Consider the following 24969-nt stretch of genomic DNA (forward strand, 5'->3'; position numbering starts at 1 on the left):
ATAACTATATAAATTATAAATGGACCTTACCTTTAATAAAAACGAAGACCACAATAGACTTTTAGCATCCGATTTAAGAAGAAAATTAAAAAAAGTGCACCTTGGAGGTGGACAAAAACGCATCGACAAATTACACGAGAAAGGAAAGATGACTGCTCGTGAGCGTATCGATTTCTTATTAGATGACGATCGTGATGCTATCGAAATTGGTGCTTTTGCCGGTGAAGGAATGTATGAAGAACACGGAGGATGTCCTTCAGGAGGTGTGGTCGTAAAAATGGGATACGTACAAGGAAAACAGTGTATCGTAGTTGCCAATGACGCTACCGTAAAAGCCGGAGCATGGTTTCCGATTACAGGAAAAAAGAATTTACGCGCCCAAGAAATAGCCATGGAAAACAGACTACCTATCATTTACTTGGTAGATTCTGCAGGAGTATACCTCCCTATGCAAGATGAAATTTTTCCGGACAAAGAACACTTTGGACGAATTTTTAGAAACAACGCGGTTATGAGCAGCATGGGGATAACCCAGATTGCAGCCGTTATGGGTAGCTGTGTTGCCGGAGGAGCTTACCTTCCGATCATGAGTGATGAAGCGTTGATCGTAGATAAAACAGGAAGTATCTTTTTAGCGGGTAGTTATTTAGTAAAAGCCGCAATTGGCGAAACCATCGATAACGAAACCTTGGGAGGTGCTACCACTCACTGTGAAATCTCAGGAGTTACTGACTACAAGGCCAAAGACGACAAAGATGCTTTGACCACCATCAAAAACATTATGGATAAGATTGGCGATTACGACAAGGCTGGTTTTAACCGTAAAGAAGCACAACTCCCAAAAGAAAACCAAGAAGATATTTTTGGAATTCTTCCGAAAGCTCGCCACGAGCAATACGATATGTTAGAAATCATCAAGCGATTGGTAGACAATTCTGACTTTGAACAATACAAAGAAGGCTATGGCCAATCAATTATTACAGGATATGCTCGCATTGACGGTTGGGCAGTTGGTATTGTAGCCAATCAACGAAAACTGGTTAAAACCAAAAAGGGAGAAATGCAGTTTGGAGGAGTTATCTATAACGATTCGGCAGACAAAGCAACGCGATTTATCGCCAACTGTAACCAGAAAAAAATTCCATTAGTCTTTTTACAAGACGTAACCGGGTTTATGGTAGGAAGTAAATCAGAACACGGAGGGATTATTAAAGACGGAGCTAAAATGGTAAACGCTGTAAGTAATTCAGTCGTGCCAAAATTCACGATAGTTATCGGTAATTCTTACGGGGCAGGAAACTACGCCATGTGTGGAAAAGCGTATGATCCTCGTTTAATAGCTGCCTGGCCTAGTGCTGAATTGGCAGTAATGAGTGGAGCCTCTGCCGCCAAAGTATTACTACAAATAGAAACAGCAGCTCTCAAGAAAAAAGGAGAAGAAATTACTCCAGAAAAAGAACAAGAGTTATTCGACAAAATTAAGTCGCGCTACGATGAGCAAATTTCACCGTACTACGCAGCGGCTCGCATTTGGACGGATGCCGTTATCAATCCACTAGACACCAGAAAATGGATCTCTATGGGAATTGAAGCTGCGGATCATGCCCCGATCGAAAAACCATTCAATTTAGGAGTTATTCAAGTATAATTATACAATATTAGTATTCCTATCATGAAAAAGAAGTTATTTATAGGTATTGGTATTTTGGTAGCCCTTTTTTTGGGCTACCAAGCCTATATTTTCACCATAGCCCCTAGTGACAACATCAATCCACTGTACTTAATTCCTGACGATGCCGTATTTGTCATTGACACGGAACGCCCGATTGACACTTGGGATGAAATTAGCGTAAGCCCAATTTGGAAACAGCTATCGAGTAACCCGAGTTTAAAAGAAGTTACTGAAAACTTGAGCAATCTCGACAAGACGTTTAAATCTCAAGAAGATATCATTAAACTTATCGGTGAACGCGATTTATTAATTTCTGTACACGTTTACAAACCGCAGAGTTACGGCCTTTTTTATACCGTAGACCTACAAAAATTCTCCAAACTGAGTTTCTTACGAAGTGCCATTGGACAGTTAGCTGGTGACAATTTCAAGGTGACGAACCGCGTATACAAGGAACACGATATTACGGAATTGTACAACAAAGCCACTCGTGAAACGTTGTACCTGTCCTTTATCAAAAACCAACTGATCGCCTCATTTACACATGTCCTCGTTGAAAAATCAATTGATCAATACCAAAGTCCAACTATTGGTAGGGACCTGAATTTTACAGAGATTTACAAAGAGACCCCCAACGACGGGTTTTTCAAATTGTTTGTTCAGTACAAGTACTTACCGAAATACTTGGCTTGTTTTACTAAGAAACTACCGGCCAGCACCTTACAAACCATTGAAAAATCATGGTTGTTTTCAGGTTTTAGCGTCGGATTAAAAGAAGGAGCCATTTTACAAGCTGAAGGGTTTACCAACCTTGATTTAACCACAGAAAGCTACCTAAGAGCCCTGCAAAAATCGGGAACAGGAAAACGCAGTATTGCAAAAATAGCACCGCGAAACACGGCGTTGTACTTGAGTTTTGCCTTTGAGTCCTTTGATGAATTTTTAGAAAACTTCGAAGCGATCAAAGAAGAGGACCCGGAAAGTTTTACGAGTTACAACGAGCAAGTAAAAGCCATAGAAGATCGATTAGAAATAAATTTAAAAGAGCAAGTATTTAGCTGGGTAGGTAACGAGGTTGCCCTACTCCACATCAATGATGGTATTTCTAAAAAGAATACCGATATGGCCGTAGTATTGCACACCAAAGACATCGTTGCCGCTAAAAAGCAAATGCAATTTATAGTGGATAAAATTGCCGAAAACACACCTTTAAAGTTTAAAAAAATCAATTACAAAGGTTATCCAATCAACTTTTTAGACCTCAAAGGATTTTTTAAGCTTTTCGCGGCCGATTTATTTTCCAAAATGGAAAAACCCTACTTTACATTTATTGACGATTGCGTAGTATTTAGCAATAGCCCAAACACCTTAAAAGAAATGGTGAATACCCAATTGATGGGCTATACCTTGGCTACCTACGAGCGCTTTAGAGACTTTAACGATCAATTTGACGAAGAGACGAGTTTGTTTGCTTATATCAATACGCCTTATGCTTATGAGGACTTAATTGGTTATGCCGATCGCAAAACGCGCAGGTCCATAGCCAAAAACAAAAACGACGTGATTTCATTTTCTCAGATAGGATTACAACTCGTATCAAAAGGGAGTTATTTTGAAAACTACCTCACAGCTTCGTTTGAAGCACCAGCCGAGGTGAACTCACAATTAGCTATTGATAAGGCTCAGAAAAAGCAATTGAGAACACAGCTAGACACACAGGCTGACAGTACTCAGATTATAGTAGCAGAACAAAAGTTTATCCTGCCTGAAATTTTTCCAAATGATTTGAGTGCCCGTGAATTCATCAAAAAATACGATGACGGTAGTACTCATATCGAAGTAGAACTGAAAAACGGTTTAAAGCATGGAGATTACAAGGAATACTACCGAAATGGTCATTTGAAGTTAAGTGGAAAATTCAAAAATGGCGAATTATCAGGAACTTGGAAAGCTTACAGCAAAGAGGATGAAGACCTCTTATTCAAAAAACGATTTTAAATTGTAAAATTTTCCTGCAATAATTACATTTGCAGGCACTAAAACATAATTATTTAGAAATGGGAAGAGCATTTGAATTTAGGAAAGCAAGAAAAATGAAGCGTTGGGCTGCGATGGCCAAAACTTTTACACGTATCGGTAAAGATATCGTCATGGCAGTAAAAGAAGGGGGTCCGAATCCAGAAACTAACTCTCGTTTGCGTGTAGTCATTCAAAATGCGAAGGCTGCCAATATGCCTAAAGACAACATTGCCCGCGCTATAAAAAAAGCGTCTGACAAGAATACAGAAAATTATAAGGAGGTATTATTTGAAGGCTATGCACCTCATGGAGTAGCCGTTTTAGTTGAAACAGCTACCAACAACAACAACCGTACAGTAGCCAATGTACGTGCCGCATTTAATAAATGTAACGGTAACCTCGGTACTTCCGGATCTGTTGCTTTTATGTTTGACCACACCGTAAACTTCCGTATCAACGAAGCTTCTGTAACTGGTGACTTAGAAGAGTTTGAATTAGAGATGATCGAATTTGAGGTTGAAGAAGTATTTAAGGATGAAGATGGTATAGTACTCTACGCTCCTTTCGGGCAGTTTGGAGCCATTCAGAAATATTTAGAAGAAAATAATTACGAAATCTTATCGTCTGAATTTGAACGTATCCCTACCACTACCACCAAATTAACTGCTGAACAACAAGAAGAAGTAGAGAAATTACTCGACAAATTAGAAGAGGATGACGATGTAAACACCGTATATCACTCCATGGAATTATAAAAACCTAAATCCAAGGTTTACAACTGCTCCCGTAAGTATGCTTGCGGGAGTATTTTTTTTTATTGATTTTTTTTCAACGAATGAAGCAGTTGTGACTACAAAACACCTACTATTTCGAAGATCAATGAACATCCTGGTAATTGATGCCGCAGGCCCTGAAATTATCATTCTACAAAGAAGCGAGCCCCACGCTACTTACAGCCACTCAAATACTAAGTACCCTCATTAAAAAAAGGGCAGTTTAAATACATTTAAACCACCCCCTACTAACTACTATTTGACTAGGCACTACACCTATCTAAACTAAGTACTACATAAATAAAAATTTAAAATTAATACTGCGTTCAACAGAGCAATCCATTAACATCTAATTAGAGGCTCTGTTATTTTTTATAACTTTTTGATTGGGTTTTATAAAGAAACTGCTGTCCTTACGCAGGAATAGCTGTCTACACTGCAATTCCCTTCTTGAAAAAACAGCACTAGAGCGCTATTTCATCGGGCGTACTAAGTAGTTTACTTCGTGTTATTTATTAAAAAATCGATTATTTTAATGTTGAGCGTTTCTAATGACAGGAAGCACAGGTAATTTGATTCATAAGGTTTGACATACAGGAACAAATTGACATTATTCATATACATATTTGATGGTGCATCCGTATTGATGACTCTCTTAAAAAAATCATGTCCAATTTTTACCATCAATGCGCCAAACTTCGAAATAGTATCCAAGGCTTCTTTATCAAAACTTTCAGAATCTGCAGATGCGCTCGTTTGAATCTCCCCTTCCGGTGAGATTAGAAATATGCTATGCGCACCAGACTCATTGAGTAGTTCATCTAAAATCATTTTCCTATCGTCAATTACAAGGCCTCATTTAGTTCCACTCGATGTTTATTCAATAGCGCTTTTACCAAACCAACATTTGTTGACTCCGACTTAATTGCCAAATAGATAAAATACGAGTTACTCGGTGCAATCGAAATAATATGAATCTGAGATTTAAGCGTGATGGTAATTTCTTCGATACTCTCCTTCAAATCCAGTGCCTTAATAGCATTCAGCTTAGACTTTACTACTTCTAGGTTATAGGCAGAAGCAATAGAGGGATCAAAAGTTGGATCAACAGTATAATTGTCCAGAGATTCTCCGTTATCGAGATCGGTCACTGAATAGGCTATAAAATTGGGGATGCTGGTTAAATTCTCTTTTAACCTGTTTAAAATGTCTTGCATGAAATTTGTGTTTATGATTTATTGTTTGAAAAATTATTTTTTCTTGGAAATCAGTGAAAGAGGGGTATCATAAACTGGCTCGAATAAGAGATTCGCCAATTTATTTATGATTTTAATTTTGCTGTATGATTCCTCTTTGGGAAAGGAAGAATAATAGTATTCTTCATATTTTTTGGTAAATAAGTCACCCATAACTAATATTGAATTAACGTAATAAACTAATAGTAAACCTTCTAATACAGGAAGGTTTAAAATGATTTAGAATAATTACATGCAGGTAATAATTCTTATATGTGGGACTTATAAATCGTCAGTTGCTTATTGTAAAACGCAGGTATATTATCGTTATCACAACTACTTCTGACTCAACTGCAGGACAGTCTAAAAAGGTTAAAATTTTTGCGCAAATGTATAAAAAAACATAATAGTAACCATAAATAAAAATTATATTTTTTATCTATGACGCATCGAAAAAAACTATCGAAAAGAGGGTGGCGTACAACTATACTGACATTGCGAAAAAGAGTATTCAACGAGTAAGGCTTAAACTGATTTCTCGTGACTAAACCACCTAAATGTAGCTCTTAAACAAGACATACTACCCGTATAATGGAAAGTAAATAACGAATAGCACTGCCCTATTCTATCCGTAAACAAAAACACTAACAAACAGCCATTGACAAACTATGCCGTGATGATGATGATTGTACAATATTGGTAGGTATACATAAAAAAGTTCCTAAAAGGAAACCTTCGATAGGTAAACCTTCTAGGAACCTTCATATTAACTCGCAGTATTACGACCTAAGTTTACAAAAGTGTAATACGAATACCCTCTTACCAGCTCAGGTGAATGATAAAAATTGCTTTCTTGAAATAGCAATCCTGTCCCATATCCTAAAACTTGATCGTATCCAAAGGCTAATAAAGGAGACTCGTTCAAAGGAAGCACCCCTTTCCCATCTCTAACCCTTAACTCGTACGCATTTGTATGTCCTGGAGCTACATGCATAGAAACGTAGTCTCTATACCTTTTTTGGGTCGTATAAAATGTCCAGGTAGTTAAACTAGCGGTATCCCAATAAAACCATGAACTCCCGTGCTTTGTTTTCGTCAATACGGGTGTGTTGGTATTGATCATCGCTTCTCCAGTTTTTGGTTCAAATACAAACCACGCTGCATTTTCGGCTGTAGTATTCTTATTTTCATTGATCACTAACCTCCTACGATTAGGACTTCTTCTCGATTCAACAAAATAATTATAATTATACCCATACCTTTTAGCTTTTGGTCCATTAATCAATCTAATGGCATATTTGTTTCCGGCTAAAAGAGGGTTCCCATCGGTATCGAGAACGGCGGTCACCTGAGTATAGCTCCTTTGTTGGGCCTCAGTTTGCCCCTTCACTTCTGTGGTTGCAACCGCTTCTATAGTTTTTAATGTTTCTTCTTGGCTACACGATGCAAAAGCAGCAACCGCTACAGCCATTAAAAGTAATTTTCTCATTTTTCTTAAAATTTTAATTTATCATACATAACATTAATCAACGTTTTAAAACACCTCTATAGCCTTATCCGTTGATGCTGGCCAGCGTGCTCAAAAACGGATTCAACTCATATGGTCTCCTTTGCTTATTACTAGCGCAAACTATATGAAAAGTACTCCACGTGGTTCTTGATAATACTATCCATTTAGTTCCTCTTATACATGTTTATTGAGGAAGCGCAGAAGGTTTGTGTTTTAAAACCATTTCAAAAGTACTACAGTAAGCTAATCGGAAGAAATACAAGAGGTGCAGCAAACTCATTCTGAACAAAGAAGGAGTATACCCCCTTTAAAACAAGCAGCAAACAATAGCTAACCATAAAATATAGTACTTCACTACAGAGACCTGAAACAGGCATTCAGTACTATTGTCCATGCAAATAATTAATAGGGACCAAACAACTTATTCAATAGGCTATCAAATTCCCAATGAGTAAAAAAGTGGTTGAATACGACTTCTGGTTCTATTTCAAAGTTGCTCTTATTCGCGATTATCCAATCGCGAAAAACCGCACGTTATTCTAAAAATTTCACAATGTCAGGAGTTGGCTGTAAATATTTGACCACTGACTAAAACTGTGCTTTTCTTGCTAAGAAACTCATGATATTGAGATGCCTTGTCCTCAGGGCTGAAATATTAAAGTCCACGAACACTAATAACTTTTTATTGTTGTACCTTTACACAGCTATGAAAATAATATTACCTCAAATTTTAGTCCTACTACTCCTATTGCTATTAGGATGCCAGCCAAGACAACAAAAGGTATATTACCCCAATATTGAGCGCTTTCAGGCAACACCTAATAAAAAAATAATCACGCTCAACCACCTACAACATACAGATTCACTGTTTTCTATTCTTACTACCACCGACAGTATTCCTGTACTCGAAATAATTACCCCTATTAAAAAACATTATTTTGTACTTCCCAAAAGGACCTTGGGATGTAGTCCTCACCTCTTAAAACTCCGAAACAGTTTATTTATCACGGAAAGTGCTGTTGAAAAACACAAAAAACTTCCGTTGACATCCCTCCACTTAGCCTTGGAGCGAGACCTTTTAAACAATGGACAGGACCCGGACTACGCCACATCAAGTAAGCAGCTTACCTTATACCGATACGTTCCATTACCACAACTGGCAACTGTGCTCGTTGATATTGGTGATGCCTTTAAAACTATAGAAACCAGCCAACGAAATGAACTCGATTTACAAATTATACCGACACAACGAGACTATAGACTACCTCCTCCCCTTTAAACAAACGAAGACATGGAAACGCACACTGAAGAAAAAATACATCAACAACTCGACGAATTGCTATTGAACTTAGAGCAATTGGTACGAGCATCTTGTACCAATACCTTAGCTAGCAATCACAAATTTACCCTACGAGAAATCAGCTTTAACGAGGAAGTCATCATAACAACTCCTCGACTACATACAAGTCAATTTTCGGAAATAAAAAACGCCTTAGCAGGACAATGGCTAGATTGTTATGACATTAACTTTACTGTAATTAGAAGTACGACTGTAGAAAATCACATTGCCGTTGACATCCTCAAAAGAAAAACATTACAAGAACTGGGTACCCCACAAATAGCAACACAAGCACCCCCTATGCTACACGCTAAGTTGAGACTTCCCCCCTTCCATAAAGCGAATCAAAAATTCGACCTTAACTGGAACCACCAACACGTAAACAAACACTTTAATCAACTCCTAAACAAAAGTTATGTTTACCTTATTAGTTGGTATCGAACTTGCCTAGCGAAATTCAGAAAAACGTCTAGCAATACATAGCTCAATCAACAGTATCTTTTTTTTTACTACGCATAAAAATGAAACACGGACCCTCGTATTTCTATTATGTCATTTCTATTATGTCAATGCTTCTTTGAGTACTCTGGCTTGAACCGTATCGTAAATAATGGTAAGTTTTTTAATAGCTCCGCGTGTATCAAACTCCAGGATATCAACCACGTCAAAACTGACCTCTTCTCCTGATTTTAACGTCCATTGATAGGTAAAATACAAAGCCAACTCCTTTCCTTCTGTTTTTTCAAAAATACCTTTAGCTGTCAGTTTAGACGCTGTGGTATCCGCTGCCAAAGCAGTGTAAAACTCCTTTGCAGGCATTAATCCATACAAGGGCGATTGCACCATACCTTCAGCTGAAAACAATCCGATCACCTTTGAAACCTCTCCGTTTTCCAAATAGTGTAAATAATCCTCTGCTACTTTTGCTTGTGAACTCATCTGTTATCATTAATAGCTTGTAAAAATAACCACTAACACTGGGGTATTACTTTACCTAGTATTATAAATAACAAGTCTCCCATGTTCAATCACGCCCTACCAAAGTCAACCAAAAAAGTCTTAATTCGTTACTTAAAAAGAAGAAATGACTCATTTTGCGAAAAATGCGAACTAGGGTGTTAAAATTCTAGTTAAAAAGTGGGATTTTGAATACTTTTACCCTCGTTTTGGATAGAAAACGCCTTGAAACCCGGTCAAGTTTCACATCTACAAACACTTAGTGTTTTTTGGGATTGTTCCAAGTAACTCCCCCAAAAAAGCTTCGGCAATAAACCAATATTTTTTTGAAAATTGATATGACATAGGACAGCTATGTCTTTTTTATAACCACAATTGTAAAATGAATAACTATACATCAACTTTACTAGTACTAATTTTATCCTGTTTTGGTATCACGGGATTCGGACAAAGTTTAAAAGGAACTGTTGTCAATGAACAAAACCAACCCTTAGAAGATGTTAACATCGTCAATACTAACAGCGGAATCCATGCGCACACCAACAGTGCTGGTGTCTTTGTTTTAGAGGATGCTAAATCAGGGGACATCTTAGACATCTCGCACTTAGGCTACCGCAGCAAACAATTAACTTTAAACGACGTAAACCAAGAGTTACGCATTGTTTTACAAAGCAAAGCCATCCAACTTACCGAGGTCGTTATTCCGAAGAAGGTAAACGTATTGGAAATGATCACGGATATCGACATTCAAACCAACCCGGTAAAATCATCACAAGATATATTACAGAAAGTACCTGGGTTATTCATCGGACAACACGCGGGTGGAGGAAAAGCAGAACAGATATTTTTACGTGGTTTTGATATTGACCACGGAACCGATATCGCTATCTCTGTCGACGGAATGCCGGTAAATATGGTATCCCATGCTCACGGTCAGGGGTATTCAGATTTACATTTCGTGATTCCAGAAACGGTAGCGAAAATAGGTTTTGACAAAGGGCCTTACGAAATGAACAAAGGTAACTTTGCCACTGCCGGGTACGTAGCTTTCTCGACCAAAAACAAACTGGATCACAACCGAATTAAACTCGAAGCTGGGCAATTTAACACCCAACGATTATTGGGGATGTTTAACCTAGTAGCAAGCGACCAACACAACGCTTATATCGCTACGGAATATTCTGCCACAGATGGGCCTTTTGAAAGCCCTCAAAACTTTAATCGAATCAATGTATTCGCAAAATACCGAGGACGTGTAAATGCCACTGATCAATTGGGAATTACAGCTTCTTATTTTTCGAGTAAGTGGGATGCCTCTGGGCAAATTCCACAACGTGCGGTAGACCAAAAACTCATTACTCGTTTTGGAGCCATCGACGATACTGAAGGAGGAAAAACGAGCAGAGCCAATGTATTGGTACACTACGATAAATTCATCGATGAAAATACGAGTTTAAAAAACACGGTTTACGCTTCTAAGTACAATTTTGAATTGTATTCAAACTTTACCTTTTTCTTGGACGACCCAACCAATGGTGATCAAATTAAACAGCAAGAAAGCAGAAACATCATTGGATTACAAAGTGAGTTGAAAAATCATTTTTCTTTTGGTAATGTCGATGGTACTTGGCAAGCGGGAATCAATTTCAGAAATGACCAGAGCAATGACAATGAATTATCACACACTCGTAACAGACGAACCACGTTAAATCGATTGAAATTTGGCTCAATTAACGAAACCAACTTCGGAGCCTATGCAGGAACTAGCCTGACATTCAATAAATGGACCATCAACCCATCGGTTCGCTTAGATTATTTCGATTTTCAATACAACGATGCTTTACAAACGCTTTACAGCACACAAACCGCCACAAAAGCCATTGTAAGTCCGAAATTAAACATTATTTACCGCCCACAAGAGTCGTTACAACTGTATTTAAAAACAGGAAAAGGATTCCATTCGAATGACACTCGTGTAGTAGTTGCTCAGAACGGAAAAAAAATCCTTCCTTCTGCCTATGGATTTGATACAGGATTTATGTGGAAACCGAGTTCAAAAACCTTATTAAACGTGGCCTACTGGCATTTATTTTCTGAGCAAGAATTCGTGTATGTCGGTGATGCCGGAATCGTAGAACCAAGTGGAAAATCGAGACGTCAAGGAGTTGATCTAAGCTTCCGTTACCAACCGCTTTCTTGGTTGTTCTGGAATTTTGACACCAACTATACGCAAGCACGCGCTATTGAAGAGCTCGCAGGAAACGATTTTATTCCACTAGCTCCTAAATTCACATTAGTAAGTGGGTTAAACGTCAATCACTCATCGGGAATCTTTGGTAGTACCCAGGTACGTCATATTGGAGATCGCCCTGCCAACGAGGATAATTCCATCGTCGCACAAGGCTATACTGTCGTTGATTTCAACGTAGGATATCACTGGAAAGACGTAACTTTTGGCGTGCAGATTCAAAACTTATTCGACACTGCGTGGAACGAAACTCAATTTGCAACGGAATCGCGTTTACAAAACGAAGTACAGTCTGTTGAAGAAATTCACTTTACACCGGGAACACCTTTCTTTTTTAAGGCGAGTATCGAGTATAGATTTTAATAGCTTACCTAACAAACAAAAGGGCTGGTGATTACCAGCCCTTTTTTTATATCTCGCATTTACTTACTTTTTCAGAAGTTTTACCGATTTACTAAAGTTATCGGATTGGATATTTAATAGGTACATACCACTTGCGTAGGCAGAGAGATCAAGTTGTTCTTTTCCTGATTTGGATGCACTACGTGTAAGAATTTTACGACCCTTAATATCGAACACCGTTATCTGAGCATTTTGCAAATAGTATTCCGGAATAGCTACTTGAAACACCCCCGTACTCGGATTTGGGCTAATCGTTACCTCCGTTAAGGTTGCTGATTTCTGCATTTTTATGTTCTTGACATCAGCAATAGGATTGTTGACCAAACAGTTGTTTACTCTAAAGGTTTTTAAAGCGCTTAACCACCCCACACAAGGGTTGTTGGCTACCGCTATCTTGATTTGATATTCGTAACCAGGAACAAACACTTCTCCTGGGTGAGCACCCCCGTTCAAAAAGGAATCACGAACATTGATAAGCCCTACAGTTCCTTGTGTCCAACCGTAGTCCGCAAAATGGCTAAAGTTTCCTGAACTTCCAATTGGGCGTCTCCAAGCATCCATAAAATACTGGGTTTCACTTTCACTCGCCACACCGTTTAAAAAGATGGCTTCGTTGGCACAAAAGCTGGTTTTAACCTGACCGTTTGCCGCTTCAAAATGAAACTCAGACTTGATGGACTCTGAAATTTTTGGTATGTATTTTCGGGTTTCCTGCCAACCGTGGTTTGCGCTTGTCACTCCGTGTTTGATGTAATAGAACTTTCCTTGTTGGAGTCCTGTAAAAGTCGCCGTGGTAGCTGAACAACAAACAGCACTACCCACCTGCTGAATAGAAGCCGCATCAGAAGTTGCATTGGCTGCAGACGTTTCAATGAGTCCCCACCAATGGTTTACTCCAGGACGCAGATCCTTGGCAGTCACTTTTACTGTCGTTGTTCCATCACTAGCGCAACTCGTTTCTACAGTGAACAACGAATTATTATAGGCTCGATCTTCAGGATGCAATCCTCCTTCCCAAACACCGCGACCGAAGGTGGCACAGCGAATAATGTTTTGATGTTCATCAATTTCTAAGTCCAATACAGGTACGTTGGGAATTCCATCACTAAAACACTCCCATTGATTCATATTGGTGGTTCTGTAATAAACTCCAAAATCGGTTGCCAAATACAAGAAATCGTGTTTTTTAACCGTATTATTGTGGGTTGGTGTCATTACAATCTCATTTACAGGAATCGATGGGAGTCCTTGAGCGTAGTTCGCCCATTTATCGTTCATCCCTCCAGTAGCCGAGTGCAGTACTTTATGTCGTGTATTGTAGTTTCGGTAAGTAATCCATATGCGATTGGGATCGCTAGAATGTACTTCTATACTAGAAATTTGTCCATGGGTCCCCTTCATCAAAGCTCTCGGAGAAATATCGGTCCAAGTGTTCCCCCCGTCGGTAGATCTAAACAACTGTCGTTCCATTATCAGGTTCGGATCGTGCCACCAACTCGACATACTACTCAAAGGCACTCCTGTTTCATAGGCAGCGTACAATACATTAGAATTACTCGGAGCTATGGCAAGGGCCGTAATTACCTTTCCTGGAGGCTTGCTCGTATTTGTCAAACTCGTTTGATTACTTCCTGAACGCACCCAAACATCGGTTCTTCCAGCAAACAATCGATTGCTATTATTAGGGTCCAGCTTAAGCGGAGTTACCCAACCGCTGGTTCCCCAACCTACACTGTAGCCCGAAAAACTCACCCCGCCATTCGTTGACCTGCGCACGATACCATTTTGGGCCTCGCTGTATACGATATTGGGATTGTTAGGATCTACGATACAAACCATTCCGTCGCCTCCTGTTCCTAAAGAATGTTTCCAATTAGCTTGGTTATCACGCACCATACAGTTCACATCTTGTAATCCCATTTGAATGATATCAGGTACTGTAGCCGATGTCCTCTTCGACATTCCCAGGTCATATACCTCAGCAACACCAAGTCCTTCAGATGCAATTTGCCAATTCATTCCGTTGTCAGTACTTCTGTACACTCCGGCATCATTGGCCATAAACACCATATTCGGATGCGTTTCCGAAATCTCAAAGTCATTCGTATCCGGATGTACACCACTCAAAGCACTGTAATTCCAGCTGGTTCCGCCATTTGTTGATCGGGCACCCACCGACATGTTTCCGCCAAACAGAAGCACATCTTCGTCAGCATGAGAAACTTCAATAACACCGCGATACCAATTGTGTCCTGGAGTAGCATTGGTATTCTTAGTACTAAAGCTCGTACCTCCATTCGTCGATTTCCACAACACTCTACGAGGTGCGCCCGTATTATTAAAAAAGTAACCATATACATACAAGACATCTGGATTAGCACGAGTTACCTCTACCTGCATGCGATAAGCATGCCCATTCCAACTGGCTAAATTGTTTATATTCCAGGTATTGGATGCATTGTTGGTATCAACCAAACCTGCAGTTAAATCGGCCAAGTGATAGTTACCGACACCGAGTCTGCGTACCTGCACCAGTTTATGACCAGAGAGGTATAGGTAATTGGAATTGTTCGTCTTAAACTCTAGGTCCTCAATTGCGAATCCCTCGTAAATTTTTGTCCAGGTAAGTCCGTAGTCTTCTGATACAAACAACTTCCCTCTTAGGTGATCTTGAACATTGGTATTGTTAAAATAATCGTTAATCGGAGTCCATGAAAACTGATTGACACTGGCATATACTCTGTTACGAGCATTGGGATCCACCGCTAATTCAGTAATCGTATTACCGCTGTGATGCGTCCAAGGAGTTCCTTCTAGGTGAATGGTTTTCCAAGTGTTTCCTCCATTGATCGAACGTTTTAAACCGATACTGCGATACGACAATTCGCTAGAACTGATTTTTTTTACCCCAGTAGCAGCAAGCAAAATTTCCGTTCCTGAAGGGTCTTGTGTTACAGCAACATCAGAACAGGCAGAGACCTCAAAGTGGTCACTGTTCAAATTCACCCATTTATCGCCATTATTTTTTGACATCCATAGTCCGGGCTTTCCTCCTGCAAATACCGTTTTATTGGTGGTTCCATTGTAGTTTGGGTGTAGCTTAACGAAGTCTAATCGTCCAATTCCGCGTTGCGTACTGGAAGAGTTCATAGGAAATGACGTTGGTCCTATTTCCGTCCAGTTGGCTTCAGACTTGCAGTAGTAATTGCTACTGTTCTCTGTTTGAATATTCGCTAAAATCTTACTCGTAGTACTAATTTTGCCGTATTTTCCTATGCGGGGCTCCCAAAAGTTACGCCAGCGTTCAAAGGGCTTTGAAACGCGTTCCTCTCCTTTCTTATAGTTTTTCTTGAGGGTTTGCTCTTGTGCCGTTAACGTTTTAAGCCGTTCGACAATTTCGTAAAAATAGGGTTCTTCCGATGATGAAGTTTCTTTCTCTGTTTGCTGTCCTAAAACGGTACCTGCCGTTAGTACAACAGCCAAACTCATGACAAATTTTTTCATGACATTTGTAGTTTACATTATGGTTATGTGCAGTAGGTAAATCCTTAACAGCTCACTGGCTGTCGCCCCCATAATAGTAAGATACACGTCTTTCTAGCACTTGTACATACTATTTAAAATATACTCTTTTCAGTATTCAAATGGAACACACCCCTATGATCTATTTTTCCGAAAAGAGTCTATTTTATGATCCCTTGGTATTGGATGCATTTTTACTGTGCTTTAAAATTCTTTTCCAATACGCAGGTCAAAGATCAAAGGAATTGACGTTTTTTTATCGCTATTCTTTCCGAATTGACGTTTTGACCTTCTAAACAAATTTTGAGTACTGCTAGAGCTTTAAGATGGTCAAATTTAAAACCGGTGATTTACTCCTCTAAAAACTTCATTTGTAGAATCTCTCTGGCAATCGAAATTTTTAAACCTTGACTTGCAACGCTTATGTTTACCCTTTTGCCCCCTCTTGTTTTCAAATAATTGCAATGGCCTTCCCTAATTTGTGGAATTAAAAAAACTATGCAATTAATTAATGAAAGACATAAGTAATCCTACACTTATTTTAATACTCGCTTACTCAAATTTTGGCAATAAAAAAACACCTTGATTAAGGTGTCTTGTGGTAAATAACTTTTAACGTATTTGTGCATAATTTCGTTGCGTGTTTCAGCAACTAAATTTGTAAACTAAAACAAACCAGAGGAAATTCCAAGTAGACGAGAACTAGCAATTAATTTTATACATTGTTAGCCATTGGCTTTATTTTCCTCCGAATAATTTTCCTGCAATGTCATTCGGCATTTAATGTCTTTTAGATTTCTCAAATTCATTTGGTAAATTTTCTTCTTTTTCCCAACCATTTATTTGTTGAGTGAGAAATTTATGAATTGAACTCAGTCCTTTTAACTGAATATTAAAATTAATGTGAGTACAACTGACATTAACTTCAACGGGATTAAACCATTCAGGCAATTCAGTTTCTTTAATTTTATTTCTTAATTCTGTTGTTGTCATTTTCTTTTCTCAGCTTGTGGTTAACTACTCCGGCTATGGTTAGTGTGGGGACAAACAAATAATAAACTACCTAATAAACACTTAGCTAAAACTTTTTGTTTTGCCTTAATTTTTCATTTTAAAAGCCAAATCAACGATTTGGCGATGTTTATAAATAGCACTGAATTTTCGTAAACTACCTAACACCCTATTTGCTATATATAGTCTTGAAACCAGTACTTATTGTACAATGCTTAATAAATCTGTGAACATTTCCGTGAATTCATATCTCTCTGTTCCATTGTCATCATATTTCTCAACTTCTCTTATTTGTTCTGTTGACATAAGTGTCCAATAATTTTCAAGAACATTCTGCTTTCTTGATGTCTTTTCTGCTGCGATTAAAACCTTTGCATCGCAGGTATCTGTTAAGTTTAATGTACTATCTGCTGGCAAATTCAAAACATCAAGGTGCACATAATTTTCAGGCTCTCGTTTTCGAGTTAAATAAGCTTTTATTCCATTATCCTTTAATTTCTGAATTTTGTCTCTGTTTTGTTGCTCTTCATTTGTACCTAAGTCTGAATCTAACATTACACCATATGGAATAGCAAATTGCTCAATCAATCGAAGAGTTGTCCAATGTTTTAGGTTTCCACAACCTCCAATAGGAACTAAAGCTATCCTTTTATCCTTAAAGGTTTGATTAATATATCCACCTTTTTTTAATTGTGTTGCAGTATGATTAATAAACGTCACATCGCTTTTCCCTTCTATTAGTAAAATTCCGTTTGCATTTTTTGAAATAGGGTCTGCTAAAACCCCCAAAGTATCAGCAATTTTTTCAAAAACAGCTTCCGTTCCTAATTCAATTGTTCTGTCATTTCCAGTTTTTTGAATGAAACGTAAACTATCTAATGGTAGTAAACCTGCAAGAGCGGGTGTATGCGTAGTTAAAATTATCTGTGAATTACCTGTATTTGATAGTTCCGTAAATGCTTGAATCAGCATTTCTTGATGGTCAGGGTGTTGAGAGGTTTCAGGTTCTTCAAAAGCGAATATTATTTGATTTCCTTGATGTTGAGCTCTTAATCTTTCTGCTTCTGCCCTAAAAAAGTTTAGTAAAATTAATCTTCTTACTCCACTACCTCTTTTATTTATAGGGATATCCTCTTCAGACTTAATTGTTAATTTAAACTGTGAATCAAATTTAGGTTCCGTTTTAAACTCTGGAATTAATTCATTAGCTAAATCAGGCGACATTTCTTTGAGTTTGTCTAGGGTTCTATTGGCTGTATCAATAGCTTTAATTCTTACTTGATCTTTTATGTGTTGAAGTTCTGTATTTAACTCTGATAAGGCTTGTTGAACTGCAATTTTCATTGGGTCACTAACTTCTTTATCGTCATCTTTACTTTGTCTGTCTGATTGAAAAAGAGCATAAAGTGGTAAGTACGTTTTTAAGGTATCGTAAACTTTTTTAGTATCCTCTTTATCGACTAGTAATTCTGTTTCCTTAAGTTCGAGATTTTCGAAAGATTCTCTTATTGCGTTTCGAATTGATGAATTTACATTCCCATTATAATTTCCGGCTGAAATACCCAATGCTTTAGCTCTTTGTTTTAGTTCAGCTTTCTTAAGAGTAAGCAAATCTTTTACATTATCTACACTTGGATGATTACAGATTATATAAACTTTCTCTTTAGGTTTTGCAGCGGTAGCAGCAAAGACTTTTTTTATTTCCAGTTTATTTTGTGCATTTAGTAGATATTCCTTTTGTAAAGTAGTTGGTATTGCTGCATCAATTATTAATTCAGTCGGAAAATCAGTAAAAACACAAGTGATTTCAATTTTATTATTATCCGCACTTATGTTTAAATCGCCTTTTTCACAATTTACTAACGAATTATTGAAGAATATTTCAAGAGCCTCAAGTATAGTAGATTTCCCAGCATCATTCTTTCCAATAAATGCCGTTAAATTAGAAATTGGAACAATTGTTTCAGTTTTATAACCTCTAAAATTTTTGATTTTTACTGTTTCTAATATCATTGGTTAGCTTTTCTTGTATTGGTTACAACGGTTTAGCTATGCGCAGTATCCGCAGGGCATTGCGTATAGGTGTTGTTGTATGGCGTTATTTTATTTTTTTTATTTTGTTTAATAATTGTCGTCTCTTTATTGAATCAGTTTCTTCTAAGAATTGGTTCATTAACTCCGAAATTTGCTCGTCATTTGTAATTTCTTCAACATATCCAAATTCGTGTAACTTTCTATTTAGTTTGCATGCCCCAATCGTAAAGTGCCCTTTCATTGTTTGATCAACATATAGATCGTCAAAGATTACTATGTGATCATGCCAAACATCAAAATGGGGATGGACAATTTTAAAAGCACCACTTGAGCGAGGATATTTTTTTCGTTTAGAGGCCTGAGTCATAGTTTCCGGTATTTCATTCAAGGTCTCTTGATCTCTTTTTATTTGGTTACAATCTGCACAAATAACACAAAGATTTGTAGGGGTAAACATAAAGTCCTCATGAAGTTTTTTTGGTACAATATGTTCAACTTGACAATTAAAAGCTGAGACTAAAGAAACAGGTTGCTGACAAAATGCACATTTAGCATTTTGCTTGGTTTTATAGTAGTTTCTAATTTCACTTCTAACAGCTTCAAGTTCTGTATCACCCCAAGATTGATAACTGAAGTTTTGTTCTAATTTTTTGTCAGCAATGATTTTTTTTGAGTCGGCTGACAGTTCGATTGGTATATTAATATCAGCCATATACTTTTAACATCTTTTTCAATGAATTATAAATATCAAGTACTGGGTCGCTAGATTCTAAGAATAAACTTTGATGCTCAAGTATTCTAAGTTTTTCTAGATCGTCATTATCAAATCTCTTCCTTTTACTTACTTTAGTGAAAATATTTAGAGCGATTCTGCTCAAGTATTCATTTTTAAAACCTGGTGAATCAAACACATTAGCAAGTTGATAGTCACTGGAATTATTAATAAATCGAGCCGCATTGTCAATCTTACCTGATTCCATTGAAAGAATGAAGCAATTTCTATTTCTAAGATTTGATATTATTTGAGGTGAATGGGTGGCAATTAAAAATTGGCAGTTCCTGTAGTTTTCAAATGTTGAGATCAATATTTGAATATATTTTTCTTGCCATTGGGGATGCAAACAAATTTCGGGTTCGTCAATACAAATTAATGAATTATCTTTTATTTGACTTGCAATTCCTAACATGCTTAAAATCACACTTTGTTCTCCTGAACTAGCATTTTTAATTGAAAAAGGTGAAGGGTTTTTGAGTGACTCTAATACAACATCTCGTAATCTTAAAAGACCGCTTTGAATTAAAAATATTATCTCCTTATCAAAATCATGATCTAGATTGTATTCAGATTCAATCCCATTTCTATGTATTATTAGTTCATAATTTCTTCGCAGGTCATATTCAAGTATTTTGTGTGATAGATGTCTTAAATAATCAAATTTATTTGTGTCAATATTGCCATATTCGTCAAAGAAAAAGCGTTTGTTTAAGTGTCTTAATGATGGGCTAATTCTACGATCAAATAGACTTTCATATGATTCCAATTTTATAAAACTCTCTAGTTGCCTTTTAGATGATGAAATGTTAAAAACTACTCTGATGAAATCCTTGTAACCTAAATATTTCAAGATATTACCAATTTCCCATGCTTGATGGAAGTCTTGATGAATACTTTCAATTAAAGAAGAGATGATTTTTGATAAATATGCAAGTCCAAAATTTATTGTGTGCAGCCCTCTTAATCCTAAATAAGAATATTCTTCAATTTCTTCTAAACTTCTTTTAACAGGAAATTTGTCAAAAGGACTAGTTGAAACAGCAATGATTCTGTCTGGACCTCGGTCAAGGGATAACTGACTCCTTTCAAAATTCCTAAAGCCTAACTCCTCGTCCCGATAAAAGTGTCGTGATTTTTGATCTCCAATTAAATTGCGTACGACAGAACCTAATAGAGTGCTTTTACCTGTGCCATTTTTCCCAACAAGGACAGTAAAAACATTCCTGTTTTGATCGATTGTATCATCGATTACAAAAGGAAATCTTTTATTCTTATGATAATATTCTGTAATCATATTTTATTTTTAATGCTTTACAACTTGTTTATATACGCATAAAATACATCTTTATACACCTTACAGTAATTTGTAATCGATGTATTTGTATATCATTGAATTTGATACGTTTGTAAAAATAAAGATGTAAGAGTTATGAGAATTACGGAAAGCCGTAATCGAAGCGATCAAATTAACTAAGGTAGCTCAAAAAAGAGAGGAAACTATCGACGTTTCCAAACTTGTAGGAAGAAGGTAAGTTGAGTTTGGCTAACCTTTATAAATAAGCCTCCAGAAATTGCTATTTTTTGAAAAAACAAACCCCTATTGATTTTTGACTAAGACATACATCATCGTACTGTTGTTCTAATTTTAAATTTTTGACATAAAAAACACCTTGAAAAAGGTATCTTGTGGTAAGATGATATATTTTACTAACGTCTCTTGTATGGTGCGTTTGCATCCCGCAGGGTGCATATGCAATATACAAATTGTTAGCACCTTTTATATTACTTTTTTAATATGTGATTCCGCTGTTAATGGCATTCCTTTCGATTCATATAATTTAGTTTCGGCGACTATTCTTTTTAAAGTAGAAACCTTGTTAGACTTATATAATGGTAATCCAACGGTAGACATTCCTTCTACGGCATTATAAAAATAGTCTTTTAAGTTAGTACAAAGGAAAAACCATTTATCTAAAATATATCTTTCTATTTCATAAGAAGAATATACTTTTCCATTCTTTACATTCCAATATTTTAAAAGTTGAATCAAATCTTTTATTATATAATTATTTAATCTATGTTTTGAATCTAATTCAGTTTTCATTCCGCTTGGATTTGATGAAATCCAATTTGTGTACGAACTTGCAGGTGCTGGTATATAGTAGGTTCCCCAACTCACATAAGCTGGTACTAATTCAAATTTTATTGAACTTAACTCTATTACTATTGTTGGAGAAGATTGTTTTATTTCATTTCTAGTATAATTAGCTTCTGCAAATGTCTTCAATCTTGTCATCAAAGTTTGAGGTTGATAGTTTGCTCCATCGCTAAAGACAACCATATAGTCAACATCTGAATTTGGGTCTTTACTTCTGCGTAATATTGTACGCCTGTCATATGAACCAAAAACAAATTTTGAGTTTAAATTATTAAAGTGATTTCCAAGTTTTCTTGATAATGTATTTATAGATGTATCAATTGAAATTCTTTCCCATTCTGGAATTTTAACTGCGCTTACTGTATTTTGGAGATATGTTAGTACTGACATTTTTAAAAGTTACTCTGAATTTTAATAATAAGGTTATCAATGAATTTTTCGTTAGTTGCTTTATTAAGTTTATAAAACCAGTCAGGAACTTTTTCAGTAACTGTCCGTTCTGTAAATATAGTATCTTGAATTTGTCTTAATTGCTCTAAACTTGGTGTATTTCTAGAAGTTTTATAATTGTCTAATTCAGAATCTATGTAATTCAAAGTCTCGTTTTTAGAACTTATATGGCTCTTTAATGACAAAATATTTTGTACGCTAAAAACCAAGAAAGGAATCGAAGGTGAAAGAAGTATCAATAAGTCAAAGAAACCTATGTTTTGTGTAAATCCAATAACTATATAAATGAGGTAGTATACAGTAGTAATAATGGCAAGAAACCCAACAAATTTTTTGCGCTGATTTATTTCCCAAGAAAAGTTAATTCTCTGGCAAAGTATAATTGCAATTTCTTTTGGAAGAGAACTATCAATTTTAGTTGAATACCAATTCTGTACGTCGTTTTTCTTGTATTTTGAAGATAGTGTTTGAATTGTATCTATATTGACTTTGCTTTTACAAAGTATTTTGTTCCAATCAAGTCCATATAATTCCGTGTCAAATTGTTCTTGAATTGTTGCTCCTTGTGTAGTTTTACTTTTTCTATATAATTCAGTCAATAAGTAAGCCACGGTCCATAAAACTCCAAAAGCATTTATAATATTTTGATATTCAGGTTTTATTAAGGCAATCAGGGGAAATATTATAGCTATTAGAACACTAATAACATCAAAAAACTGAAACCTTTTACATTGACTATAGGCAACCCTTTGAGCCTTTAGTTTTTCAATTAGACTAGGATTGTTCTGCTCAGTTGTAATGTTGTTCATAGGATTTGCTGTAATTGGTGCTAACTTGTTTATATACGCATAAAATACGTCGTAATACAGCTTATTTAATTTGTACTCGATGTATTTGTATATCATTGTATTTGATACGTTTGTAAAAATAAAGATGTAAGAGTTATGAGAATTACGGAAAACCGTAATCGAAGCAATCAAATTAATTAAAGAAGCTCAAAAAGGAGAGGAAACTATCGACGTTTCCAAACTTGTAGGAAAAAGGTAAGTTGAGTTTGGCTAACCTTTATAAATAAGCCTCCAGAAATTGCTATTTTTTGAAAAAAAACTCTTTTTCTTTATGAATAAGACCTACGTAATCCTACACTTATTTTAATACTTGCTTACTTAAATTTTGGACATAAAAAAACACCTTAACTAAGGTGCTTTGTGGTCAGTATGTGTTTTATTTTAAGGCTTAGGATAACAAACGTAGCCTACCGATAGACGGTTATGCTTTCATATACAGTGTTATCAGTTTTTTATTTCATTAAAGGTTTGGTAAAATTCATCTTCAATAATCAAGTGCTTAATCACCTCTTCTCTGCTATTTCTTGAACAGTCATCGATCAAATTCATATCCGAAGCCCAAAAGTACTTACCGTTAAAGCATTCTCTCGTTTTCTTATTTTTTTGTCTTAAGCTATTAATATTCCCATATGTGAAGAATGTCGCAACGTATTACCTGTTATTATTCAAAGTAATTATTACATCCGAATTATCATCTTCATAATTCCATTCTCCTTCCTCCCAATTCTCAGCCGCTATATATATTTATTTAATGCCAGTCATATCCACAAAATCTACATTGCTTGGCTTTTGGGGTTCTTGTTATTCTCTCACACTTTGGACAATTGTTATACTCAATAGAATTCGAATCGTCTATACGTTCAGCCACTTTCCTTTTAAATTCATCAATCCCATTTTCTAACAGTTTAAGAATAGTGTCATCGTCAGTCATCCAGCCTTTTTGAAGAGATATCTTTATTCTAATCTCTTTTTGTTTTGGAGAGCAATCACCCATTTTGTAAACAGTTGCCCAATGTCGCCAAGCAATTTTTTCTTCTTTAGTCATTAAAGAGGAATGATAGTTCATTATGTATTTTATTTTGTCCTGGTTCATCCTAATTATTGATAACGGTTTGTGTATGAAACATAGCGTACAAAAAGACACTTACATTCCGGATTAACACAGTGCCGAATTTTATATGTTGTTTTTAATTTTCCCTATTTAAAAGCCAAATTAAAAATTTGGCGAATTTTCGAAAAATACACAAATCTTTCGGTTTTGCAATTATTGGCTATGTTTTATACACGTTGTTGTGTGTTGAACTCTCATTCCCTGTATCATTTTTTGAACTGCTCATAAGCCCTACCCTTATTTTCCGCTACAAAATCAAAATAGTGTCGGTCAGTCAAAATTTCTTATTCTCCGATAACTTGAAAATCATCATCACCTATTGGTAAGTGAATTGGGTATAAGAGAAATAAAACGTGTTAGATATACATACATACATACATACATACATACATACTCAGGAATAGCTCTTTTATTTCACTAGTAAAAAACAAAACACCTTTAAAACACTAACAAAAAAACTTAAAATAACACTAATTTACTCCTCTTCGGACTCAGTAGTAATTGACACCTGTGGTTGAAAGTCTGCTGGTATGATCATCGGGTCAAAAAAGGGAATAGACTTCGATAGCAAAAAACCACTCGCAGGGCGGCTCAAAGAATCGTAATCACTATTGCTTAACAGGGAACGTTCCGCCTTGCTCAAGGCTGGATTTTTGGTCAACGGTTTCTTGGGTGAGCTGCCATTTATTGTCCTTACAACACATTCCAAAACAAATACTAACACGATTATACTTGCAGTTACTAGTACTGCTAATCGGCTTCTCGGTGTATCCATACTTCTATTGCTTTCTTCAAAAATAGCCTCCTACACAGCTCCAGTAAAAAAACCCTTGTCTACAAATGGTCTACACAGCCAAAACACGCTGAAAAACAGCCCTAAATCTCACCATAGCAGCAATCACCAA

The 24969-nt window shown here is 36.4% G+C and carries 19 protein-coding genes; 6 read left to right on the forward strand and 13 right to left on the reverse strand.

Annotated elements, in window-relative coordinates; genetic code table 11:
* Positions 1 to 19: 19 nt before the first annotated feature.
* From ACKTS5_RS11485 to ACKTS5_RS11495, 3 genes are read left to right on the forward strand one after another with little or no spacing between them, the layout of a single operon-like run.
* Positions 20 to 1648 carry an acyl-CoA carboxylase subunit beta gene (locus tag ACKTS5_RS11485; protein ID WP_408044014.1) on the forward strand — a complete coding sequence of 543 codons (1629 nt, stop codon included), beginning with the start codon at positions 20 to 22 and terminating at the stop codon, positions 1646 to 1648.
* Positions 1649 to 1672: 24 nt separating this feature from the next.
* The gene (locus ACKTS5_RS11490) at positions 1673 to 3670 is read left to right on the forward strand and encodes a DUF3352 domain-containing protein (RefSeq protein WP_408044015.1); all 1998 of its coding nucleotides are present in this window, start codon (positions 1673 to 1675) and stop codon (positions 3668 to 3670) included.
* A gap of 59 nt (positions 3671 to 3729) precedes the next feature.
* A complete protein-coding gene (locus tag ACKTS5_RS11495) occupies positions 3730 to 4446 on the forward strand; it encodes a YebC/PmpR family DNA-binding transcriptional regulator (RefSeq protein ID WP_408044016.1) in 717 nt (238 codons plus the stop codon).
* 516 nt (positions 4447 to 4962) lie between these two features.
* Here the strand turns inward: ACKTS5_RS11495 and ACKTS5_RS11500 are convergent.
* The 3 genes from ACKTS5_RS11500 to ACKTS5_RS11510 form a co-directional block, all read right to left on the reverse strand.
* Positions 4963 to 5295, reverse strand: a complete 333-nt coding sequence (locus ACKTS5_RS11500; protein WP_408044017.1) for a hypothetical protein — start codon at positions 5293 to 5295, stop codon at positions 4963 to 4965.
* 14 nt (positions 5296 to 5309) lie between these two features.
* Complete coding sequence (locus ACKTS5_RS11505) at positions 5310 to 5681, reverse strand: hypothetical protein (protein WP_408044018.1); 372 nt, start codon at positions 5679 to 5681, stop codon at positions 5310 to 5312.
* Positions 5682 to 6465: 784 nt separating this feature from the next.
* Positions 6466 to 7188: a hypothetical protein gene (locus tag ACKTS5_RS11510; protein ID WP_408044019.1), complete on the reverse strand. Its 723-nt coding sequence runs from the start codon at positions 7186 to 7188 to the stop codon at positions 6466 to 6468.
* Positions 7189 to 7915: 727 nt separating this feature from the next.
* Here ACKTS5_RS11510 and ACKTS5_RS11515 point away from each other — a divergent pair.
* Both ACKTS5_RS11515 and ACKTS5_RS11520 read left to right on the forward strand, forming a co-directional pair.
* Entirely contained in the window at positions 7916 to 8488 is a 573-nt protein-coding gene (locus ACKTS5_RS11515) for a hypothetical protein (protein WP_408044020.1), read from the forward strand.
* 12 nt (positions 8489 to 8500) lie between these two features.
* Positions 8501 to 9031 (forward strand): hypothetical protein, encoded by a 531-nt coding sequence (locus ACKTS5_RS11520; RefSeq protein WP_408044021.1) that lies wholly within the window; start codon positions 8501 to 8503, stop codon positions 9029 to 9031.
* A 78-nt stretch (positions 9032 to 9109) separates the two neighbouring features.
* Here the strand turns inward: ACKTS5_RS11520 and ACKTS5_RS11525 are convergent, their stop codons facing one another.
* Positions 9110 to 9487, reverse strand: coding sequence for a nuclear transport factor 2 family protein (locus tag ACKTS5_RS11525; RefSeq protein WP_408044022.1), 378 nt, complete (start codon positions 9485 to 9487; stop codon positions 9110 to 9112).
* Between the two features lie 400 nt (positions 9488 to 9887).
* Between ACKTS5_RS11525 and ACKTS5_RS11530 the strand changes: the two genes are divergently transcribed.
* Positions 9888 to 12116: a TonB-dependent receptor gene (locus ACKTS5_RS11530; protein ID WP_408044023.1), complete on the forward strand. Its 2229-nt coding sequence runs from the start codon at positions 9888 to 9890 to the stop codon at positions 12114 to 12116.
* 63 nt (positions 12117 to 12179) lie between these two features.
* On the opposite strand, the gene ACKTS5_RS11535 is transcribed toward ACKTS5_RS11530, so the two are convergent.
* From ACKTS5_RS11535 to ACKTS5_RS11575, 9 genes are all read right to left on the reverse strand, one after another.
* Positions 12180 to 15659, reverse strand: a complete 3480-nt coding sequence (locus ACKTS5_RS11535) for a T9SS type A sorting domain-containing protein (protein ID WP_408044024.1) — start codon at positions 15657 to 15659, stop codon at positions 12180 to 12182.
* 798 nt (positions 15660 to 16457) lie between these two features.
* Complete coding sequence (locus ACKTS5_RS11540; protein WP_408044025.1) at positions 16458 to 16670, reverse strand: hypothetical protein; 213 nt, start codon at positions 16668 to 16670, stop codon at positions 16458 to 16460.
* Positions 16671 to 16889: 219 nt separating this feature from the next.
* Positions 16890 to 18701 (reverse strand): AAA family ATPase, encoded by a 1812-nt coding sequence (locus tag ACKTS5_RS11545; RefSeq protein ID WP_408044026.1) that lies wholly within the window; start codon positions 18699 to 18701, stop codon positions 16890 to 16892.
* 85 nt (positions 18702 to 18786) lie between these two features.
* A complete protein-coding gene (locus ACKTS5_RS11550) occupies positions 18787 to 19434 on the reverse strand; it encodes an HNH endonuclease (protein WP_408044027.1) in 648 nt (215 codons plus the stop codon).
* Complete coding sequence (locus ACKTS5_RS11555; protein ID WP_408044028.1) at positions 19427 to 20791, reverse strand: AAA family ATPase; 1365 nt, start codon at positions 20789 to 20791, stop codon at positions 19427 to 19429. The genes ACKTS5_RS11550 and ACKTS5_RS11555 overlap by 8 nt, the downstream gene beginning before the upstream one ends.
* A gap of 483 nt (positions 20792 to 21274) precedes the next feature.
* Positions 21275 to 22045 carry an SMODS domain-containing nucleotidyltransferase gene (locus tag ACKTS5_RS11560; protein WP_408044029.1) on the reverse strand — a complete coding sequence of 257 codons (771 nt, stop codon included), beginning with the start codon at positions 22043 to 22045 and terminating at the stop codon, positions 21275 to 21277.
* Positions 22046 to 22047: 2 nt separating this feature from the next.
* Positions 22048 to 22914 (reverse strand): S-4TM family putative pore-forming effector, encoded by an 867-nt coding sequence (locus ACKTS5_RS11565; RefSeq protein ID WP_408044030.1) that lies wholly within the window; start codon positions 22912 to 22914, stop codon positions 22048 to 22050.
* Positions 22915 to 23701: 787 nt separating this feature from the next.
* A complete protein-coding gene (locus tag ACKTS5_RS11570; protein ID WP_408044031.1) occupies positions 23702 to 23998 on the reverse strand; it encodes a hypothetical protein in 297 nt (98 codons plus the stop codon).
* A 541-nt stretch (positions 23999 to 24539) separates the two neighbouring features.
* A complete protein-coding gene (locus ACKTS5_RS11575) occupies positions 24540 to 24839 on the reverse strand; it encodes a hypothetical protein (protein WP_408044032.1) in 300 nt (99 codons plus the stop codon).
* Positions 24840 to 24969 lie beyond the last annotated feature (130 nt).

Source organism: Tenacibaculum litopenaei, assembly GCF_964514025.1.
In the GTDB taxonomy this organism is placed as follows: Bacteria; Bacteroidota; Bacteroidia; order Flavobacteriales; family Flavobacteriaceae; genus Polaribacter; species Polaribacter litopenaei.

Coding starts and splice junctions, on each gene's coding strand:
- ACKTS5_RS11485 (WP_408044014.1), top strand. CDS start 20: ATGGACCTTACCTTTAATAAAAACGAAGACCACAATAGACTTTTAGCA.
- ACKTS5_RS11490 (WP_408044015.1), top strand. CDS start 1,673: ATGAAAAAGAAGTTATTTATAGGTATTGGTATTTTGGTAGCCCTTTTT.
- ACKTS5_RS11495 (WP_408044016.1), top strand. CDS start 3,730: ATGGGAAGAGCATTTGAATTTAGGAAAGCAAGAAAAATGAAGCGTTGG.
- ACKTS5_RS11500 (WP_408044017.1), bottom strand. CDS start 5,295: ATGATTTTAGATGAACTACTCAATGAGTCTGGTGCGCATAGCATATTT.
- ACKTS5_RS11505 (WP_408044018.1), bottom strand. CDS start 5,681: ATGCAAGACATTTTAAACAGGTTAAAAGAGAATTTAACCAGCATCCCC.
- ACKTS5_RS11510 (WP_408044019.1), bottom strand. CDS start 7,188: ATGAGAAAATTACTTTTAATGGCTGTAGCGGTTGCTGCTTTTGCATCG.
- ACKTS5_RS11515 (WP_408044020.1), top strand. CDS start 7,916: ATGAAAATAATATTACCTCAAATTTTAGTCCTACTACTCCTATTGCTA.
- ACKTS5_RS11520 (WP_408044021.1), top strand. CDS start 8,501: ATGGAAACGCACACTGAAGAAAAAATACATCAACAACTCGACGAATTG.
- ACKTS5_RS11525 (WP_408044022.1), bottom strand. CDS start 9,487: ATGAGTTCACAAGCAAAAGTAGCAGAGGATTATTTACACTATTTGGAA.
- ACKTS5_RS11530 (WP_408044023.1), top strand. CDS start 9,888: ATGAATAACTATACATCAACTTTACTAGTACTAATTTTATCCTGTTTT.
- ACKTS5_RS11535 (WP_408044024.1), bottom strand. CDS start 15,659: ATGAAAAAATTTGTCATGAGTTTGGCTGTTGTACTAACGGCAGGTACC.
- ACKTS5_RS11540 (WP_408044025.1), bottom strand. CDS start 16,670: ATGACAACAACAGAATTAAGAAATAAAATTAAAGAAACTGAATTGCCT.
- ACKTS5_RS11545 (WP_408044026.1), bottom strand. CDS start 18,701: ATGATATTAGAAACAGTAAAAATCAAAAATTTTAGAGGTTATAAAACT.
- ACKTS5_RS11550 (WP_408044027.1), bottom strand. CDS start 19,434: ATGGCTGATATTAATATACCAATCGAACTGTCAGCCGACTCAAAAAAA.
- ACKTS5_RS11555 (WP_408044028.1), bottom strand. CDS start 20,791: ATGATTACAGAATATTATCATAAGAATAAAAGATTTCCTTTTGTAATC.
- ACKTS5_RS11560 (WP_408044029.1), bottom strand. CDS start 22,045: ATGTCAGTACTAACATATCTCCAAAATACAGTAAGCGCAGTTAAAATT.
- ACKTS5_RS11565 (WP_408044030.1), bottom strand. CDS start 22,914: ATGAACAACATTACAACTGAGCAGAACAATCCTAGTCTAATTGAAAAA.
- ACKTS5_RS11570 (WP_408044031.1), bottom strand. CDS start 23,998: ATGACTAAAGAAGAAAAAATTGCTTGGCGACATTGGGCAACTGTTTAC.
- ACKTS5_RS11575 (WP_408044032.1), bottom strand. CDS start 24,839: ATGGATACACCGAGAAGCCGATTAGCAGTACTAGTAACTGCAAGTATA.